Raw genomic sequence first — 17,174 nt, forward strand, 5'->3', positions numbered from 1 at the left:
ATTTACAGGGAATTAACAGGGAAATTGTTGAAAGACATGGCCTGAACGTTGCTCCCGCCATATATTTCTCACGTAAAAACAGTGTCTTGGCCGGCGAATTCCCTGCCCGCAGTAACAGGGAATTAAATCCGCACGATCAGGGAATAAATTCGGCAGGTTCAGGGAATTATATCCGACGAAACAGGGAGTGTCGGGCGCGGTGGTTCCCAGGCAGGATCCCGGTTCTGCTGCTCCACGCGACGCCTATCGGACAGCGAGATCGCGGATCATCCGGCGCTGCTCATCCCAATCGGGCGGGATCCCTCTCGTCAGTAGCCTGGCGAGGGTCAGGCCCGGAGGCTGACGGCCGAGCAGGATGTCGCGCTGCAGGTCCGGAGCCAGGAAGGCCAGTTGCAGCCGCTTGCGGGCATAGGGGGTCGTCGGCGCGCCGTCACAGGTTGGCAGGCCGTTGCGGTCGTACTGCACCTGCGCATGGGCCTTGCGCAGCGCCGCGATCAGCGCCGGGTCGGGATGGCTGCGTTCCGCCACCGCCTCCAGCCGGTATTGCCGCCGCTGCAGGCGCATCTCGTGGCGCAGACGCAACGCACCGGGATGTTGCGGGTCCGCATCCAGAACCTCGCCAGCGATCAGCAGGTCACGCAGCGCGGATGGCGTGTCGTGCTCGATGATCAGCAGGATATGATCCTCGTGGATCTCCACCCCCTGCAGACAGGGCCATGCGACCTCGGCACCGGGCAGGTCCAGCCGATGCAGGATCTCGGCCACCCGCGCCTCGATCAGCGGGGCCGGAATCCGCTGGCCCCCGGCCTCGCCCCGGTCCCGGCGGATCCGCCCTTGCTGCAAGCCCTGAGAGACATAGTAGCGGTAGCGCTTGCCGCCCCGGCCCCGTGCTGCAGCCGGTGACATGCCCTGCCCGGCTCCATCCCGGATCCGGCCCGTCAGCCAGGCCGTCGCATCGGCGCCCATTTTGCCTCTATCGCAGACCTGCCCCCGGTAGCGCCCGGCATGGGCCGCCAATTGTCGCTGCACGGCCTCGAACAGATCCGCATCGACGATGGCCTCGTGCCGGCCCGGCCAGGTCTTGCCCTTATGCGGGATCTCGCCGCGATAGATGCGGTTACGCAGCAGATAGAACAGCGCGCCGCGGCTGAAGCACCGACCGCCGAGGAGCTTGCCCTTGCGGCTGACATGCCGCTTCGAACGGATCCCCTGCCGGTTCAGCCAGTCCAGCAGCGCCGGCACCGAGCCGAGTTCCAGATAACGCCGGAAGATCAGCCGCACCGTCTCGGCCTCTGCCGGGTTGAGCACCAGCACCCGCTCCCCGCCCGGGGGCGGCAGGTCATAGCCCAAAGGCACTGTCCCACCCATCCACAACCCCTTCTGCTTCGAGGCGGCGATCTTGTCGCGGATCCGCTCTCCGGTCACCTCGCGTTCGAACTGGGCAAAGCTGAGCAGCACGTTCAGCGTCAGCCGCCCCATGCTGCTGGTGGTGTTGAAGGATTGGGTCACGGAGACGAAGCTGACCTGGTGCCGGTCGAAGATCTCCAGCATGCGGGCAAAGTCGGCCAGGGCCCGGGTCAGCCGGTCGATCTTGTAGACCACGACCACATCGACGTGACCGGCGGCGATATCCCCGAGCAGCTGGCGCAGGCCCGGTCGCTCCATGCTGCCGCCCGAGAAGCCGCCATCGTCATAATGATCGGGTAGCGCTGTCCAGCCCTCGGCCCGCTGGCTTTTGACATAGGCCGCGCAGGCCTCGCGCTGCGCATCCAGCGAGTTGAAGGCCTGGTCCAGCCCCTCATCGGAACTCTTGCGGGTATAGAGCGCGCAGCGCAGCTTCCTGCGGCTCATCCTTGCCGCCCCGACCGGCCCGGGCCGGCCTCCAGCCCGAAGAAGCGCGGCCCGTTCCAGCGCGTGCCGGTGATCGCGCGCGCCACCCGCTACAGCGAGGCGAAGCGCTTGCCCTGCCAGTAGAACCAGTCCTCGCCGATCAGGACCTCGTGGCAGGCCCCGGCCCAGTCCCGGCGCAGCACCGTGCCGGGACCCAGTTCCAGCCCTTGCGCCCGCACCGGGCCGGTCCGCGACAGTGCCCGCCGGCTGATCGCATCGAGCCCGCCCACCGCCTCTGCCTGCATCCGCCAGGCGATCATCAGCCGCAGCAGGCCGGGCGAGCGCAAACCAGGCGCCGCGCCCCAGCGGGCCGCCCAGATCCGGCGCAGATCATGAAGATCGACCCCTTCCAGCGCGGCAAGCTCAGCAGGCAGGTTGCAGAGCGGATCGGTGGGTTGGGCAAGTGGCGAAGACGGTTCTGCCTGGCGTGGTCGGTGGTGCATGTTCATGAAAAACTCCCGGCTCGGAACGCTGCGCCGCATCGCGCGGCTGTCCCCATCACGCTCGGTTGCCCGGCACAGTCCAGTCGGAAAGAGCGTAAAGTGCATGGTCATGCCAATGATGATCGGAAAGCGTAAAGCAACCGGCCAACCGTCGCCCCGTCAGCGGGGTGCCGCTGTCATGAGCAGGACGGTCAGGAAGCGTTCTCCGATATCCATGAACATTCCCTCAGGCAGAAGTCGCACGACCCATGGTATGTGTTGCAACGTCTACGCACTAAATATTGTGCACAGCCTAGGAAGGACGTATCTTGCGGAAGCAGAAGATACGAGCAGAAACACCCAGAACGGGATAAGAAACCATGGTCACCAAACCACAGATCGAGCAGATCGCACCCTCGGCACTCAAACCCTGGGCCAGGAATGCCCGAACCCATTCGAAGAAGCAGCTGCGCCAGATCGCCGACAGCATCAGGACCTTCGGCTTTACCAACCCGGTGCTGATCGACCGCGAGAACACCATCCTCGCCGGCCATGGCCGCGTCGCAGCGGCCATGATTCTGGAGATGGCAAGCGTGCCCTGTGTCCGGCTGGAGCACATGAGCCCGGCGCAGAAGCGGGCCTATGTGATTGCCGACAACAAGCTGGCGCTGAATGCCGGCTGGGATGACAGCATCCTGGCCGAAGAGCTGGAGGCGCTCGTGGCCGGGGATCTGGACTTTGACATTGGCGTGATCGGCTTCGAGGTGGCAGAGATCGATGCCCTGATCGACGGGCTCACGCCTGAAGAAGACGGCGACCCGGCCGACGATCTTCAGCCGGAGCCGGCTGCGGCCCGGGTCCGGCCCGGCGATATCTGGCAGCTTGGTCGTCATCGCCTGATCTGTGGCGACAGTCTGAATCCAGTGGTGGTATCGCAGTTGATGGCAGGCGATCTGGCCCGCATGGTGTTTACCGATCCGCCTTATAACGTGCCCATCGATGGCCATGTCGGCGGCAAGGGCAAGGTGAAGCACCGCGAATTCGCCATGGCGTCGGGCGAGATGAGTGCTGCCGAGTTCACCGACTTCCTGACCCGCGCCCTGCGCGGGCATGCCGATCACAGCCTGGATGGATCGATCCACTTCGTCTGCATGGACTGGCGCCACATGCGGGAGGTGCTTGATGCGGGCGCGGCGGTCTATGACGCGCTGAAGAATCTGATTGTCTGGGTCAAGGACAATGGCGGCATGGGGACCTTCTACCGCTCGCGCCACGAATTGATCTTCGCCTTCAAGAAGGGCAGCGCCGCGCATGTGAACAGTTTCGAGTTGGGGCAGCACGGGCGCTACCGGACCAATGTCTGGCAATACCGGGGCGTGAACACCATGAAGGCCGGGCGCATGGAGGAGCTTGGCATGCACCCCACGGTCAAGCCTGTCCAGATGATCATCGATGCGATCCGGGACTGCTCGGGCCGCGGCGAGATCGTGCTCGACCTGTTTGGCGGTTCTGGCTCGACGCTGATCGCGGCGGAACGGAGCGGGCGCGACGCCCGGCTCTGCGAGATCGATCCGCTCTATTGCGACCGGATCCTGACCAGGTGGGAGATTCTGGCGCATGACGAGGCCCAGCAGCTTGTCTGCGGTTGGCAGAGGCCGGACGTGGCCGCATTGGAGGCCGCCGAATGACGCGTGGATCGCAAAAGCCCCCCGGTTCTCTGCCAGCCATGACCGGCGCGTCGTCGGCACAGGACTATGAGGTCGGCTATGGCAAGCCGCCCAAGGCGCATCGGTTCCGGAAGGGCCAGTCCGGCAATCCGCGTGGTCGACCGAAGGGCAGAAAGAACAACCGCCCGGCGCTGAACGAAGAGCGTCTGAAGAACATCATCCTCGACGAGGCCTATCGCGGCATCGACATCCGCGATGGCGACCGCACCCTGACCGTGCCGATGACCCAGGCGGTGATGCGCGCCATCGCCCATAATGCCGTCAAGGGGAGGCACCAGTCCCAGAAGCTCTTTGCCGAACTAGTGGGCGGGATCGAGGCCGAGAACAAGGCGCTCCACCACGCGCATCTGGAGGCCATGATCGAATACAAGGTCCAATGGGAGAAGGAGTTGGACCGGCGCGCACGGCTCGGCATCACTGGCCTGCCAGAGCCGCTGCCACATCCCGATCACGTCGTCATCGATATTCGCAAAGGCACTGCGACAGTCAACGGACCGTATACGAATGAAGAAAGGCTCATCTATGAGCGCGGGGCCGAGCTCTGGGCCGAGTATTTCGGGGATATCCCCTTCATGGAACGCCTGCTTGCCAGCGAAACCTCCACGCGGCAACGCAAGGACATGGCTGACACCATCGCGAAAATGCGACAGGCGCAGGCGCTCTTCGATCAGGCCATCCCCAATGACATGAAATGCGCCGCATTGATCAACCACCGCAAGCGGGACAAGGATGAACACGCACGGGATGCAAGCAGGATCATCGCAAATGCAAAGGAAGTCACGAAATACCTGAAATGAACCGAAACAGGTAAAGAGCCCGCGTCAAAGGCAGCAGAGAAAAAAGGCGTCGGGAACCCCGAAGTCAAGCTACGGCTAGAAATTGCCGCGCGATAGTCGGAAATTGTTAACGAACGGTGATCCAGTTTGTACCGGCATCGCGAAAATTCAAACACGCAGGACAGTATGGCCCTCAAGTTCGCACATTCAGGCCGTCTTTCAGATCAGAGCGATTGGCAGCTCCTGGCAGATCATCTTGAAGCGACTGCGGCCCTGGCCGGCGAACGGGGGGCCGCGCTTGGACTACGCAACACGGCCGCAACCAGTGGCCTGTTCCATGACTTCGGAAAACACGATCCCGAATTCGAGCGCGTCCTTCGTGGCGAAAACATAAGTGTCAATCACTCCACGGCAGGCGCGGCCCTATTATTGCGCAGGGTCCCATCTGAGCTTCGTCCCGTGGCCGAGGTCCTCGCCTACACCATTCTGGGCCACCATGCCGGCCTGCCGGACCGGCGAGGGGCCACCGGCAGCCTGGATTCGCGCATCGAAACCTTCCGCGACCCAATTGACCCAACTATCGGCAATGCGATGGAGGTGGACTTTAACCAGCCTGCCAAAGAGCTTAAGGCGCTTATGCGGCAATCATCGGCACCTTTCGATCTGTCTGTCGCGACGCGAATGCTGTTCTCCTGCCTGGTAGACGCGGACTTTCGTGACACCGAGGCCTATTACGCTGGCCTTGAGAACCGCGTTCCGTCCCGTGGCTGGCCTTCGTTGCAAGGGCTGCTAACGGCCTGGATAACCCATTTTGATGCGCATATGGCCGGCTTTCCAACGGAAGGTGATCTGAATCAACTCCGTTCTGAAATTCTGTCGCATGTCAGGAAGGAAGCCGAGAAGGAACCCGGACTGTTCACGCTGACGGTGCCGACCGGTGGCGGCAAGACGCTGGCCTCAATGGGTTTTGCTCTGGATCATGCCGCGCGGCATGGTCATCGGCGGATCATCTATGCGATCCCCTATACCTCGATCATCGACCAGACCGCCGCGATCTTTCGGGATCTCTTCGGCGATAATGTTCTGGAACATCACTCTGCAATCGAAAGTGAACGACCGGGCGCGCAAGGGCACGACAAGATACGGCTTGCGATGGAGGATTGGGCCGCGCCGCTGATAGTCACGACCAATGTGCAACTGTTCGAAAGCCTGTTCGCCGCGCGGCCATCGCGTTGTCGCAAGCTGCACAATATCGCGGGTTCGGTGATCGTGCTGGACGAAGCGCAGACCCTGCCGCGCAAGCTGCTGATCCCGACACTGCGCATGATCGAGGTTCTGACTGCGCATTACGGCTGTTCGGTCGTGCTGTGCACGGCGACCCAGCCCGCCTTTGACAGCCGCCAGCTGAAACAGGGTGGCCTGCCGCTGGAGGGGCGTGAGTTGGCACCCGATCCGCAGGGGCTGGCCAGCAAGCTGCGGCGGGCGCGGATCGTCCGGGCCGGGCCGATGGATGACGCCGCCCTGATCGACGCGCTGTCCGCGGCGCCGCAAGGCTTCGTGATCGTGAACAACCGCGCCCATGCGCTTGCGCTGTTCCGGGACGGTCAGGCAGCCGGGATCGACGGGCTGATCCACCTGACCACGCGCCAATATCCCGTCCATCGTCGTGCGATCCTATCCGATATCCGGGCGCGGCTGGTCGCCGGGCAGCCCTGCCGGCTGATCGCCACCAGCCTGATAGAAGCCGGGGTCGACCTGGACTTTCCGCTGGGCTGGCGGGCCGAGGCCGGGCTGGATTCCTGCGTTCAGGCCGCGGGCCGCGTCAATCGCAACGGCACCCGCGACATCGAGGCAAGCAGGCTGACGGTGTTTTCGCCCGTCGGCTACAGCGCCCCGGCTGAAATTCGCGCGCTGGCCGAGGCCATGGACCGGGTGGCCGCGCGCCACGACGATCTTCTATCGCCGGATGCGATCCGCGACTGGTTCGAGGAGGTCTATTGGAAGGCAGGCCCCGCCCGGTTGGGCCAGCCGATGGTAGATCGCTTCATCCTTGCAACAAGCGGCACCGACTTTCCCTTTCGCAGCATCGCCGCCGAATACCGCATGATCGACAGCCCGATGGTGCCGGTCATCGTGCCGGGCGATGAAGCAAAGGCCGCCGTCGCCGATCTGGCTTATGCCAACATTCCCTCAGGCCTAATTGCGCGTCGGCTGCAACCCTATACGGTGCAGATCCCGGCCCGGTCACGCGCCAAACTGGTAGGGAATGGCCATGCCGCATTCCTGCACCCCGACCTGCGCGCCGATCAGTTCTGCGTCTTGCAGACCATGTCGCTTTATCACGCCGAGAGCGGGCTGTGGTGGGAGGACGCGGATTACCTGGCCCAAGAGAGCATGTTGATCTGAATTCAAGTGGGCCGCAATGTCGCACTTGCGTTATGGTTGCTTCCGAATAAGCTGAGGCCGATTTCAGGAGAACGTATGTCTTTCGGTATTCGGTTGCATGTCTGGGGCAAGAATGCCCTCTTTACTCGCCCCGAGATGAAGGTCGAACGTGTCTCGTATGACGTCATGACCCCATCGGCCGCGCGCGGGATCCTCGAAGCGATCCACTGGAAGCCGGCGATCCGCTGGGTCATCGACCGCATCCATGTGCTGGAACCGATCCGCTTTCAGTCGATCCGCCGCAATGAGGTCGGGCACAAGACGCCGGCCGGCACGATCAAGCGAGCAATGAAGCGCGGCGATCTGGAGGGGCTGCAACTGCTGGTCGACGAGGATCGGCAGCAGCGGGCCTCGACCGTGCTGGTCGCGCCCGCCTATGTGATCGAGGCGCATTTCCAGATGACCGACCGGGCCGGGGCCGAGGATAACGAAGGCAAGCATCTGGATATCTTCAACCGCCGCGCCGCGCGCGGACAGTGCTTTCATCAGCCCTGCCTTGGCACGCGCGAATTCGCCGCGCATTTCGGGCTGATCGCGCCGGATGCGCCGATGCCGGCGCGCCATCCCGAGGCCGAGACGCCTGATCTGGGTTTCGGCGCCCCGCGCGATCTGGGCTTCATGCTGTGGGATATCGACCATGCGGCACCGGGCCGGCCTTCGCTGTTCTTCCGGGCCAGCCTGAAGGACGGCGTGATGGAGGTGCCGCCGCCCGGATCGCCGGAGATCCGGGGATGAGCCTGCTTGCCGCGCTGGTGCGCGCCTATGATCGGTTGCCCGACGCCCCGCCCTTCGGGTTTTCGACCGAGAAGATCGGGTTCTGCGTGGTGTTGCGTCCGGATGGATCGGTCGATCAGGTGATCGACCTGCGGGCCGACGACAAGAAGCGCAGCCCGCGGATGTTGCGGGTGCCGGCTTCGCCCAAGCGGTCGGGTAGCATGCCACGCCCGAATTTCATGTGGGACAATATCAACTATGCTCTTGGCGCAGGAAAGCTGACTGATCCGGCAGATGTTCGATTCGATGCCTTCAGAACCAAGCATCTGGAATTTCTTTCTTCCTCATCCTCGCCCCTGCTCCAGGCCTTTTGCGCATTTTTAAGCAATTGGAAGCCTGAGCAGATTGCCGACTACCTTCCCTTTGATAAGCCGCCGACCTCGGGGTTCGTTTTTGCGATGGCGGAGAGCTATCGAGACTTCTATCTGCATGAAACGCCAGAGGCCCGTCAATTCTGGCAGGACAGCCGGGATAGCTGGGTCGCAATTCCCGGCAAAGAAGCTGCCGCTGCCACCTGTTTGGTGACAGGAAAACACAGCGCTATTGCGAGAGTTCACCCGCCGATCAAAGGTGTTATTGGCGGTAAGACCGAGATGGCCTTGGTCTCGTTCAACGATAACGCTTATGAATCCTACGGCCACGAACAGGGCGACAATGCCCCGATCTCCGAGGCCGCGGCCTTTGCCTATACGACGGTGCTGAACCGCTATCTGGAAAAGGACAGCGGCCACCGGGTGCAGATCGGCGATGCCTCGACCGTGTTCTGGGCGGATGCCAGCGACATGAAAGCCGGAGAAGAGGCGGAGTCCTTCTTTGCCGCCTATGTCGATCCGGGCGCCGAAGAACGGCTTGCGACTTCCGAAATCCGCGCGCGGCTGGATGCGATCCGGCAAGGGCAGCACCTGTCGCATATCGCCCCGGAACTGGCGCAGGGCGTGCGGTTTCACGTCCTGGGACTGGCCCCGAATGCCGCGCGGCTGTCGGTGCGCTTTTATTGGCAGGACGATTTCGGCAGGCTGACGGCGAATTATCAGCAATTTTTGCGTGATACCGAGATCCAGCCGCCGCCGCGCGATGGCTGGCCGCCGCTCTGGCGGTATCTTATCGAACTGGCCTCGCAGGGCAAACGCGAGAACGTGCCGCCGCTGATCGCCGGCGAGTGGCTGCGCGCGATCCTTGCCGGCGCTCCCTATCCGCTGACCCTGCTGTCAACGGTGCTGATGCGGTTGCGCGCCGATGGCCAGATCAATGCCCTGCGCATCGCCATTCTGAAATCCGTCCTGATCCGCAACTTCAAATCGGAGGTTCCCGTGGCGCTCGATCCCGCCAATACCGACCGGGGCTATGTCCTTGGCCGACTTTTCGCTCTCTATGAAGAGGTTCAGCGCGCCGCCCTTGGCGGCATCAACGCGTCGATCCGGGACAAGTTCTATGGTGCCGCCTCGGCCACGCCGCAAAAGGTGTTCCGGACGCTGGATTCCGGTTCGGCCAACCATTTCAGCAAGCTGCGTAAGACCAGCCCCGGCCGCGCGGTCAACCTCGACAAGCTGCTGACATCGATCACCGACCTGATGGAGCCGGGCGCCGACCCGATTCCGGTTGCGCTTGGCACCGCCGAACAGGCCATGTTCGGGATCGGCTATTACCACCAGCGCGCCGATTTCTTCCGCAAGCAGGACATGACCACCAATTCCGAGGATGCCGCATGACCACGCTTTCCCAACGCCATGATTTCGCACTGATTTTCGATGTGACCAACGGCAACCCCAATGGCGATCCCGATGCCGGCAACCTGCCGCGCCTCGACCCGGAAACCAATCACGGGCTGGTCAGCGATGTCAGCCTCAAGCGCAAGATCCGCAATTACGTCGAACTGGCGCGCGAAGGCGAGGCCGGGCATCACATCTATGTCCAGGAAGGCGCGATCCTGAACGAAAAGCACCGCCAGGCCTATGTCGCGCTGCGCCCCGACGATCCCAAGGCGGGCAAGGATGCGAAGCTTAACCCCAAGGACGATGCCGAGGCTAAGGCGCTGCGCGATTTCATGTGCGCGAATTTCTTCGATGTGCGGACCTTCGGCGCGGTGATGTCCACCGGGATCAACTGCGGGCAGGTCAAGGGTCCGGTGCAGATGACCTTCGCCAGCTCGGTCGAGCCGATCCTGCCGGTCGAGATCTCGATCACCCGCATGGCCGCCACCAACGAGGCCGAGCAAAAGAAACGCGCCGAGGGCGACGATGGCGACGTGCGCACCGACAACCGCACCATGGGGCGCAAGCATATCGTGCCCTATGGGCTTTATGTCGCGCATGGCTTCATCTCGGCCAAGTTTGCCGAGCGGACCGGCTTTTCCGAGGCGGATCTGGCGCTGCTGTTCGAGGCGCTGCAGAACATGTTCGAACATGACCGCTCGGCGGCGCGTGGCGAGATGACGGCGCGCAAGCTGATCGTCTTTCGCCATGCCAATGCGCTTGGCAATGCCCCCGCGCATGCGCTGTTCGACCGGATCCGCGTCGGCCGGTCTGTCGATGGCGCGTTTCGCGAGATCGACGACCTGGGCCTGGGCAACCTGCCGCCGGCGCGGAAATTCTCGGATTATACCGTCCGGATCGAGCGCGACGGCCTGCCCGAGGGGGTCGAGATCCTCGATCTGCTGTGAGCGGCGCTGAGGCCGACGAGCCGATCCCGATCTCTGCCCTGCAGCATGCGGTCTATTGCCTGCGGCAAGCGGCGCTGATCCACCTTGAACGGGTCTGGGCCGAGAACCGATTTACGGCCGAGGGCGATGTGCTGCATGCCGTGGCCGACAAGGGCGGCAGCCGCAAGGCACGCGGCGTCCGTCGGGTCCTGTCGCTGCCGCTGGCCTCGCAGCGACTGAACCTGACCGGCGTGGCCGATCTGGTCGAATTCGCGCACGGCCCCGATGGCGAAACTGCCTTTCCGGTCGAATACAAGCGCGGCAAGCCCAAGCTGCATCGCGCCGACGAGGTCCAGCTCTGCGCGCAGGCCCTGTGCCTGGAGGAGATGACCGGGCGGCCAGTCGAACAGGGGGCGCTGTTCTATGCGCAGACAAGACGTCGGGTCACGGTGCCCTTTGACGCCGATCTGCGCGGTCTGACCGAAGCCGCGGTGGTCGAGCTTGCCGAGGTTCTGGCCAGCGGCAAGACCCCTCCGCCGACCCCGCATCGCGCGCGTTGCCGTGCCTGTTCCCTGATAGACCTGTGCCGGCCCGACACGGTCGGCCGCCCGGTCCGGGCATGGCGCGACCGGATGCTGGACAAGGCCCTGTCATGAAAAAGCTGCTCAACACCGTCTATGTGACCACAGAAGGTTCGGCCCTGAAGAAGGATGGCGAAAACCTGGTGGCCGAGGTCGAGGGCGCCGAAAAGGCGCGCGTTCCCCTGCATATGCTGGCCTCGATCGTGGCCTTCGGGCCGATCCTGGTGTCGCCGGCGCTGATCGGCATCTGTGCCGAGCGCGGCATCTCCATCGTCCTGCTGGACCGCATCGGGCGCTTTCAGGCCCGGATCGAGGGGCCGGTTTCCGGCAATGTCCTTCTGCGGCGCGCCCAATATCGTCTGGCTGACGACGCGACCGAGGTCGCGCGCAGTATCGTCATGGGCAAGATCGCCAATCAACGCGCCGTGATCCGCCGCAGCCTGCGCGACCATGGCAGCGAAATGGCGCCTGCGGCCAGCGATGCGCTGAATGCGGCAGCGGATCGCATGGCGATGATCCTGCGTCGCGTGCAGCATGGCGATGACAGCCTCGACCTGCTGCGCGGTTCGGAGGGCGAGGCAGCCTTGCAGTATTTCGGGGTCTTCGACCATCTGATCCGCGCGCCGGATACCGAATTGCGTTGGTCCGGCCGGTCGCGCCGCCCGCCGCTGGACGCGATGAACGCGCTCCTGTCCTTTCTCTATACGCTGCTGACCCATGATTGCCGTTCCGCCTGCGAGGCGGTGGGGCTGGATCCCGCCGTGGGCTTTCTGCATCGTGATCGCCCGGGTCGGCCCAGCCTCGCTCTGGATCTGATGGAGGAACTGCGCGCGCCCCTTGCCGACCGGCTGGCGCTTTCGCTGGTCAATCGCCGGCAGTTGCGGGCGGCGGATTTCCGGAAGATGGAAAATGGTGCGGTGCTTTTGACCGACGAGGCGCGCCGCACCGTCCTGACCGCCTGGCAGGAACGGAAAAAGCAGGAACGCCAGCATCCCTTCCTTCAGGAAAAGGCGCCGTTCGGGCTGGTCCCCTATCTCCAGGCGCAACTGCTGGCACGCCATCTGCGCGGCGATATCGACGCCTATCCATCCTGGTTCTGGAGCTGAGATGCTGGTCCTTGTCACCTATGACGTCAACTCGCAAGACACGACCGGCCGCAAGCGCCTGCGCCAGGTCGCCCGTGCCTGCGAGGACTTCGGGCAGCGGGTGCAGTTCTCGGTCTTCGAGATCGAGGTCGATCCCGCGCAATGGACCCGCCTCAAGGCGCGCCTCGAAGGCATTATCCTTCCCGAGCGCGACAGCCTGCGTTATTATTACCTGGGCGCGAACTGGACCCGCCGGGTCGAGCATGTCGGCGCCAAACCCGCCACCGACCTGAATGGCCCGCTGATCATCTGAGCCTTGCCGCGCCAGCTGCGAACCCCTAGCGTGTCACAAATGCGCAGGAAGTTCGCAGAACAACAGCTATTTGAAATCGTTTTATTTTATTAGATTTTCCACGCGGAAGATTACCAGCGTCACCCGTTAATGCGTTGGTTCGCAGATATGTACCTGTTTGCCACCATCAAACAACACACTATGACTTACCCTGTCGCCCCCTTCGCGGGGGCGTGGATCGAAACCTTTACGGGTGCTGGCACCTGGACAGATATGGTCGTCGCCCCCTTCGCGGGGGCGTGGATCGAAACGTCGAATCCGCCTGTTTCCGGGTTATAGCGTCGGGTCGCCCCCTTCGCGGGGGCGTGGATCGAAACGCCTGCTGTATCTTGCTCCACGCGCCCTTTTCGGGTCGCCCCCTTCGCGGGGGCGTGGATCGAAACTCGCCATATCTGCGTGATGCGGATCGCGAGGGGCGTCGCCCCCTTCGCGGGGGCGTGGATCGAAACCGGGATATCCGGTGTAACCGGCATATTGCCCCCTGTCGCCCCCTTCGCGGGGGCGTGGATCGAAACTCCTGTCGGTGATATGGCCGATATTGCCCAGCAGGTCGCCCCCTTCGCGGGGGCGTGGATCGAAACATCTCTCATCCTCTCTGTGCCGGCTCTCGTCGCCGTCGCCCCCTTCGCGGGGGCGTGGATCGAAACCTTCCTGATTGTCGTGGAGCATTCGGCGTAGCCCGTCGCCCCCTTCGCGGGGGCGTGGATCGAAACCCCGGCCAGTTGCCTGCGCGCAGACAGAGACGCGGTCGCCCCCTTCGCGGGGGCGTGGATCGAAACACATCCAGCGGGACCGGGTGGGTAAGCATCGCTAGTCGCCCCCTTCGCGGGGGCGTGGATCGAAACCTGTAGTCACGCGGTTTTCCATTTTCGGATGCGTGTCGCCCCCTTCGCGGGGGCGTGGATCGAAACTATAAAAGACGCTTGATGCGTCCGCTATAGCGGAGTCGCCCCCTTCGCGGGGGCGTGGATCGAAACGGTCCCGCTGGATGTGAAAATGTCCATTCGCGAGGTCGCCCCCTTCGCGGGGGCGTGGATCGAAACCGCTTGAAGCCGTCAACCTGCGCCACAAGCCCTTGTCGCCCCCTTCGCGGGGGCGTGGATCGAAACATTGGAGCGCACACCATGAAAATCAAAATCACCAGTCGCCCCCTTCGCGGGGGCGTGGATCGAAACAGCGTTAATCTGGTCGATTGGATCCGGCGGGTGGTCGCCCCCTTCGCGGGGGCGTGGATCGAAACTCCTGTCGGTGATATGGCCGATATTGCCCAGCAGGTCGCCCCCTTCGCGGGGGCGTGGATCGAAACCCTCGCGCTAAGCGCTCACACTCCACGGACCTGGGTCGCCCCCTTCGCGGGGGCGTGGATCGAAACAATGACGCCGACAGATCCAATCAAATGGCTGACCGTCGCCCCCTTCGCGGGGGCGTGGATCGAAACCCCGGTGTCCTCGTCCTGCTGACTGCTGACCTCGAGTCGCCCCCTTCGCGGGGGCGTGGATCGAAACGTGGCGGGCCGTATCGGTTCCGCCTGTTTTGGCGTCGCCCCCTTCGCGGGGGCGTGGATCGAAACCTCTGACGCCTCATCGGCGCGGGCCTCGGCCTTTGTCGCCCCCTTCGCGGGGGCGTGGATCGAAACAAGCTAATGCCCAGTGAACGCGCGACCCTCGCAAGTCGCCCCCTTCGCGGGGGCGTGGATCGAAACTCATTGTGTCCGATTGCATTCATCCTGCGGCCCGTCGCCCCCTTCGCGGGGGCGTGGATCGAAACTTTGATGTCGGCGGCAAGGACGCGGTTCGTCGGCAGTCGCCCCCTTCGCGGGGGCGTGGATCGAAACGACTTGGAGCGCAAATTCGCGGGGATCGAGCCGTGGTCGCCCCCTTCGCGGGGGCGTGGATCGAAACTTTCTGTCATCGAGCGGGTGGCGCAGAACCCTGAGTCGCCCCCTTCGCGGGGGCGTGGATCGAAACCTCTTCGCCCAGTCCTGAACAAACCAAAGTTGACGTCGCCCCCTTCGCGGGGGCGTGGATCGAAACCCCGCAGGGTCAGCTTTGCCGCGAACGGAATCAGCGTCGCCCCCTTCGCGGGGGCGTGGATCGAAACTCCGCGCAAGGATGCCAAGGACGACCGGGCGCCCTGTCGCCCCCTTCGCGGGGGCGTGGATCGAAACAGCGCCAGCCTGAAAAGCGAATTGCGAGCGGTCCGTCGCCCCCTTCGCGGGGGCGTGGATCGAAACCTCCAAGCAGGTGAATGAGGCCTTGGCTGTCCGCGTCGCCCCCTTCGCGGGGGCGTGGATCGAAACGACCACACCCCATGCGCCCAAGACCGGGCCGAGACCGTCGCCCCCTTCGCGGGGGCGTGGATCGAAACAATGTCCGCGAGGTCGGCGTATTCCGACCTTGTGGTCGCCCCCTTCGCGGGGGCGTGGATCGAAACCGCGATCAGCACCCGTTGGCGTCTGCCGGGCGGTGGTCGCCCCCTTCGCGGGGGCGTGGATCGAAACCTTGCGGTTTTCGTCCAGCGCGGCTGGCGTCTGCGTCGCCCCCTTCGCGGGGGCGTGGATCGAAACTTGTCCCCGTCCGACGCGCGCGCAGTCGGCCAGCCGTCGCCCCCTTCGCGGGGGCGTGGATCGAAACTCGTCAGCGATCCGCTGCTGTTCCTGCAGGTAGGGTCGCCCCCTTCGCGGGGGCGTGGATCGAAACTCCAAAATCTTATCCAGCGTCTTTCGTGAAATGCTGTCGCCCCCTTCGCGGGGGCGTGGATCGAAACTGCGGTATTCACCGGCGCTCGGCAGACGCCAAGCGTCGCCCCCTTCGCGGGGCGTGGATCGAAACGGATCTTGGAGCACGAATATGTCAAGCACTTCGAGGTCGCCCCCTTCGCGGGGGCGTGGATCGAAACCCCCGAAACGTGCGCAGTGATCCTCGATGTCCGAAGTCGCCCCCTTCGCGGGGGCGTGGATCGAAACCGGCCCATGAAATCAAGGCTTGGGCCGAGATGGTGTCGCCCCCTTCGCGGGGGCGTGGATCGAAACTTTTCAACCTCACGCTCCGCCTTAAGGCGCGCTTGTCGCCCCCTTCGCGGGGGCGTGGATCGAAACGCTCTCCTAGCGTTGAGTTATTTGCGGCTCTGCGCGTCGCCCCCTTCGCGGGGGCGTGGATCGAAACCCGATCCGCAAGATGTTTGGTCCGGCCATCCCGAGTCGCCCCCTTCGCGGGGGCGTGGATCGAAACTTATCGTGCAGCGGCCGAGAACGAGTTCGGCGCCGTCGCCCCCTTCGCGGGGGCGTGGATCGAAACCCGCCCTCAACCAGATGATGGCCGCAATCGCCCCGTCGCCCCCTTCGCGGGGGCGTGGATCGAAACCGTCTGCGGGCCGAAATCACCATCGTCAGGGACGCCGTCGCCCCCTTCGCGGGGGCGTGGATCGAAACGGGCGATCACGGCGCAGATCAAGGCCCGCACGGTGTCGCCCCCTTCGCGGGGGCATGGATCGAAACCCACTTCGAAAACCATCACCGCCTACACGAAGAGTGCGCGGAGGCTGGCAGCTAATCCGCTCGTGCACCCCAAGTACGCGTTCGTCGTCGTACTGGGCGCCGGCCGGCGCGAGAGCGGTACGCACGACACACCCAAGAGCCCGACCGAGAAGATCCTCGCGGAAAGGCTGAATCGGCTTTGCATTCACGGGTGACACCGCGGGCTGGAACGATGTGGATTCTGTCTTGGTGAGGGATCGTGCCTGGAAATGTGGAACTGTTTGCATGAACAACCAAAAGTTACCTGCTTCCCAATGGTAACATCACCCCTCGCCACCCTTTCACGAATAATTCGGGTTGAACCACCGGTTTCCCAAGGCGCATTCGGCGCACGCAAGCCGCGTGTCTCATGCCCCTGGCATGAGACCGGGTAGGACCCAGCATCACCAAAATTACCACTTGATGAATCGTGCGTCCGAATTTAGATAGCCAGGCAATGATTAGCATACTATCTGATTGCAGGTCATGACGCTTCACGACACCCAAAAAGATATCCTCCGCAAGATTTCGATGGCCGGTCGGCAGATCCGCAAACTCTTCAATGCCCGCGCCAGTGAATACGGTTTGACCCTGGCGCGAGCGCAGGCGCTGATCCTGCTTCGTGAAAAGGGGGCAATGACGCAGGCCGACCTGGCGATGGAACTCGAGGTCGAGCGACCGACTGTTGCCCGGCTTGTGGATGCCATGGTTGCAGCCGGCCATGTCACCCGGGAAACCTCGGAAAGCGACCGGCGCTATCGCAATATTGCACTGACCGATGCGGCCAACGGCGACATCCGCGCACTCGAACAGCTTACAGCCGCCTTGCGAGAAGATGTCCTAGCCGACATTTCCGCGTCAGATCTCAGCGTCGTCAACCGCGTGTTCACACAAATGCTACGCAACATCGAGCAGGCACGGTGATGAGGGGCGCTCCGCCAGACGCTGACAAGGCCATGAATACGAAGCC

General features: G+C 63.6%; 11 protein-coding genes, 2 pseudogenes and 1 CRISPR repeat array. Of the genes and pseudogenes, 11 read left to right on the plus strand and 2 right to left on the minus strand.

From position 1 onward, the window contains the following. Window positions 1-243: 243 nt before the first annotated feature. Complete coding sequence (locus Q0330_RS11670) at window positions 244-1,851, minus strand: recombinase family protein (protein WP_299479139.1); 1,608 nt, start codon at window positions 1,849-1,851, stop codon at window positions 244-246. Then, window positions 1,848-2,444: pseudogene (locus Q0330_RS11675) on the minus strand (DUF2924 domain-containing protein). Before Q0330_RS11675 ends, Q0330_RS11670 begins: the two are co-directional and overlap by 4 nt. Window positions 2,445-2,692: 248 nt before the next feature. Here Q0330_RS11675 and Q0330_RS11680 point away from each other — a divergent pair. The 11 genes and pseudogenes from Q0330_RS11680 to Q0330_RS11730 all read left to right on the plus strand — a co-directional run bounded on the left by Q0330_RS11680 (window position 2,693) and on the right by Q0330_RS11730 (window position 17,128). Further along, complete coding sequence (locus tag Q0330_RS11680; RefSeq protein WP_299479142.1) at window positions 2,693-4,000, plus strand: DNA methyltransferase; 1,308 nt, start codon at window positions 2,693-2,695, stop codon at window positions 3,998-4,000. A gap of 38 nt (window positions 4,001-4,038) precedes the next feature. Then, the gene (locus Q0330_RS11685; protein WP_299479145.1) at window positions 4,039-4,836 is read left to right on the plus strand and encodes a DUF5681 domain-containing protein; all 798 of its coding nucleotides are present in this window, start codon (window positions 4,039-4,041) and stop codon (window positions 4,834-4,836) included. 165 nt (window positions 4,837-5,001) lie between these two features. Continuing rightward, a pseudogene (locus Q0330_RS11690) lies at window positions 5,002-5,526 on the plus strand (CRISPR-associated endonuclease Cas3''); the annotation flags it as partial. A 111-nt stretch (window positions 5,527-5,637) separates the two neighbouring features. Continuing rightward, window positions 5,638-7,221, plus strand: coding sequence for a DEAD/DEAH box helicase (locus Q0330_RS11695; RefSeq protein ID WP_299479196.1), 1,584 nt, complete (start codon window positions 5,638-5,640; stop codon window positions 7,219-7,221). A gap of 75 nt (window positions 7,222-7,296) precedes the next feature. Continuing rightward, a complete protein-coding gene (cas5c, locus tag Q0330_RS11700) occupies window positions 7,297-7,995 on the plus strand; it encodes a type I-C CRISPR-associated protein Cas5c (protein WP_299479150.1) in 699 nt (232 codons plus the stop codon). Further along, on the plus strand, window positions 7,992-9,743 hold the full coding sequence (cas8c, locus tag Q0330_RS11705; protein WP_299479153.1) for a type I-C CRISPR-associated protein Cas8c/Csd1: 1,752 nt from the start codon (window positions 7,992-7,994) through the stop codon (window positions 9,741-9,743). Before cas5c ends, cas8c begins: the two co-directional genes overlap by 4 nt. Next, a complete protein-coding gene (gene cas7c, locus Q0330_RS11710) occupies window positions 9,740-10,693 on the plus strand; it encodes a type I-C CRISPR-associated protein Cas7/Csd2 (RefSeq protein WP_299479156.1) in 954 nt (317 codons plus the stop codon). The genes cas8c and cas7c overlap by 4 nt, the downstream gene beginning before the upstream one ends. Next, window positions 10,690-11,328 (plus strand): CRISPR-associated protein Cas4, encoded by a 639-nt coding sequence (gene cas4 / locus Q0330_RS11715; protein WP_299479159.1) that lies wholly within the window; start codon window positions 10,690-10,692, stop codon window positions 11,326-11,328. Before cas7c ends, cas4 begins: the two co-directional genes overlap by 4 nt. Continuing rightward, a complete protein-coding gene (cas1c, locus tag Q0330_RS11720) occupies window positions 11,325-12,359 on the plus strand; it encodes a type I-C CRISPR-associated endonuclease Cas1c (protein ID WP_299479162.1) in 1,035 nt (344 codons plus the stop codon). The genes cas4 and cas1c overlap by 4 nt, the downstream gene beginning before the upstream one ends. 1 nt (window position 12,360) lies before the next feature. Next, window positions 12,361-12,651 carry a CRISPR-associated endonuclease Cas2 gene (cas2, locus tag Q0330_RS11725; protein ID WP_299479166.1) on the plus strand — a complete coding sequence of 97 codons (291 nt, stop codon included), beginning with the start codon at window positions 12,361-12,363 and terminating at the stop codon, window positions 12,649-12,651. A 192-nt stretch (window positions 12,652-12,843) separates the two neighbouring features. Then, window positions 12,844-16,186: a CRISPR direct-repeat array (repeat unit 32 nt; unit sequence GTCGCCCCCTTCGCGGGGGCGTGGATCGAAAC). A 504-nt stretch (window positions 16,187-16,690) separates the two neighbouring features. Further along, complete coding sequence (locus Q0330_RS11730) at window positions 16,691-17,128, plus strand: MarR family transcriptional regulator (RefSeq protein WP_299479198.1); 438 nt, start codon at window positions 16,691-16,693, stop codon at window positions 17,126-17,128. Window positions 17,129-17,174: the final 46 nt, after the last annotated feature.

The organism is uncultured Paracoccus sp. (genome assembly GCF_937873615.1).
GTDB lineage: Bacteria > Pseudomonadota > Alphaproteobacteria > Rhodobacterales > Rhodobacteraceae > Paracoccus.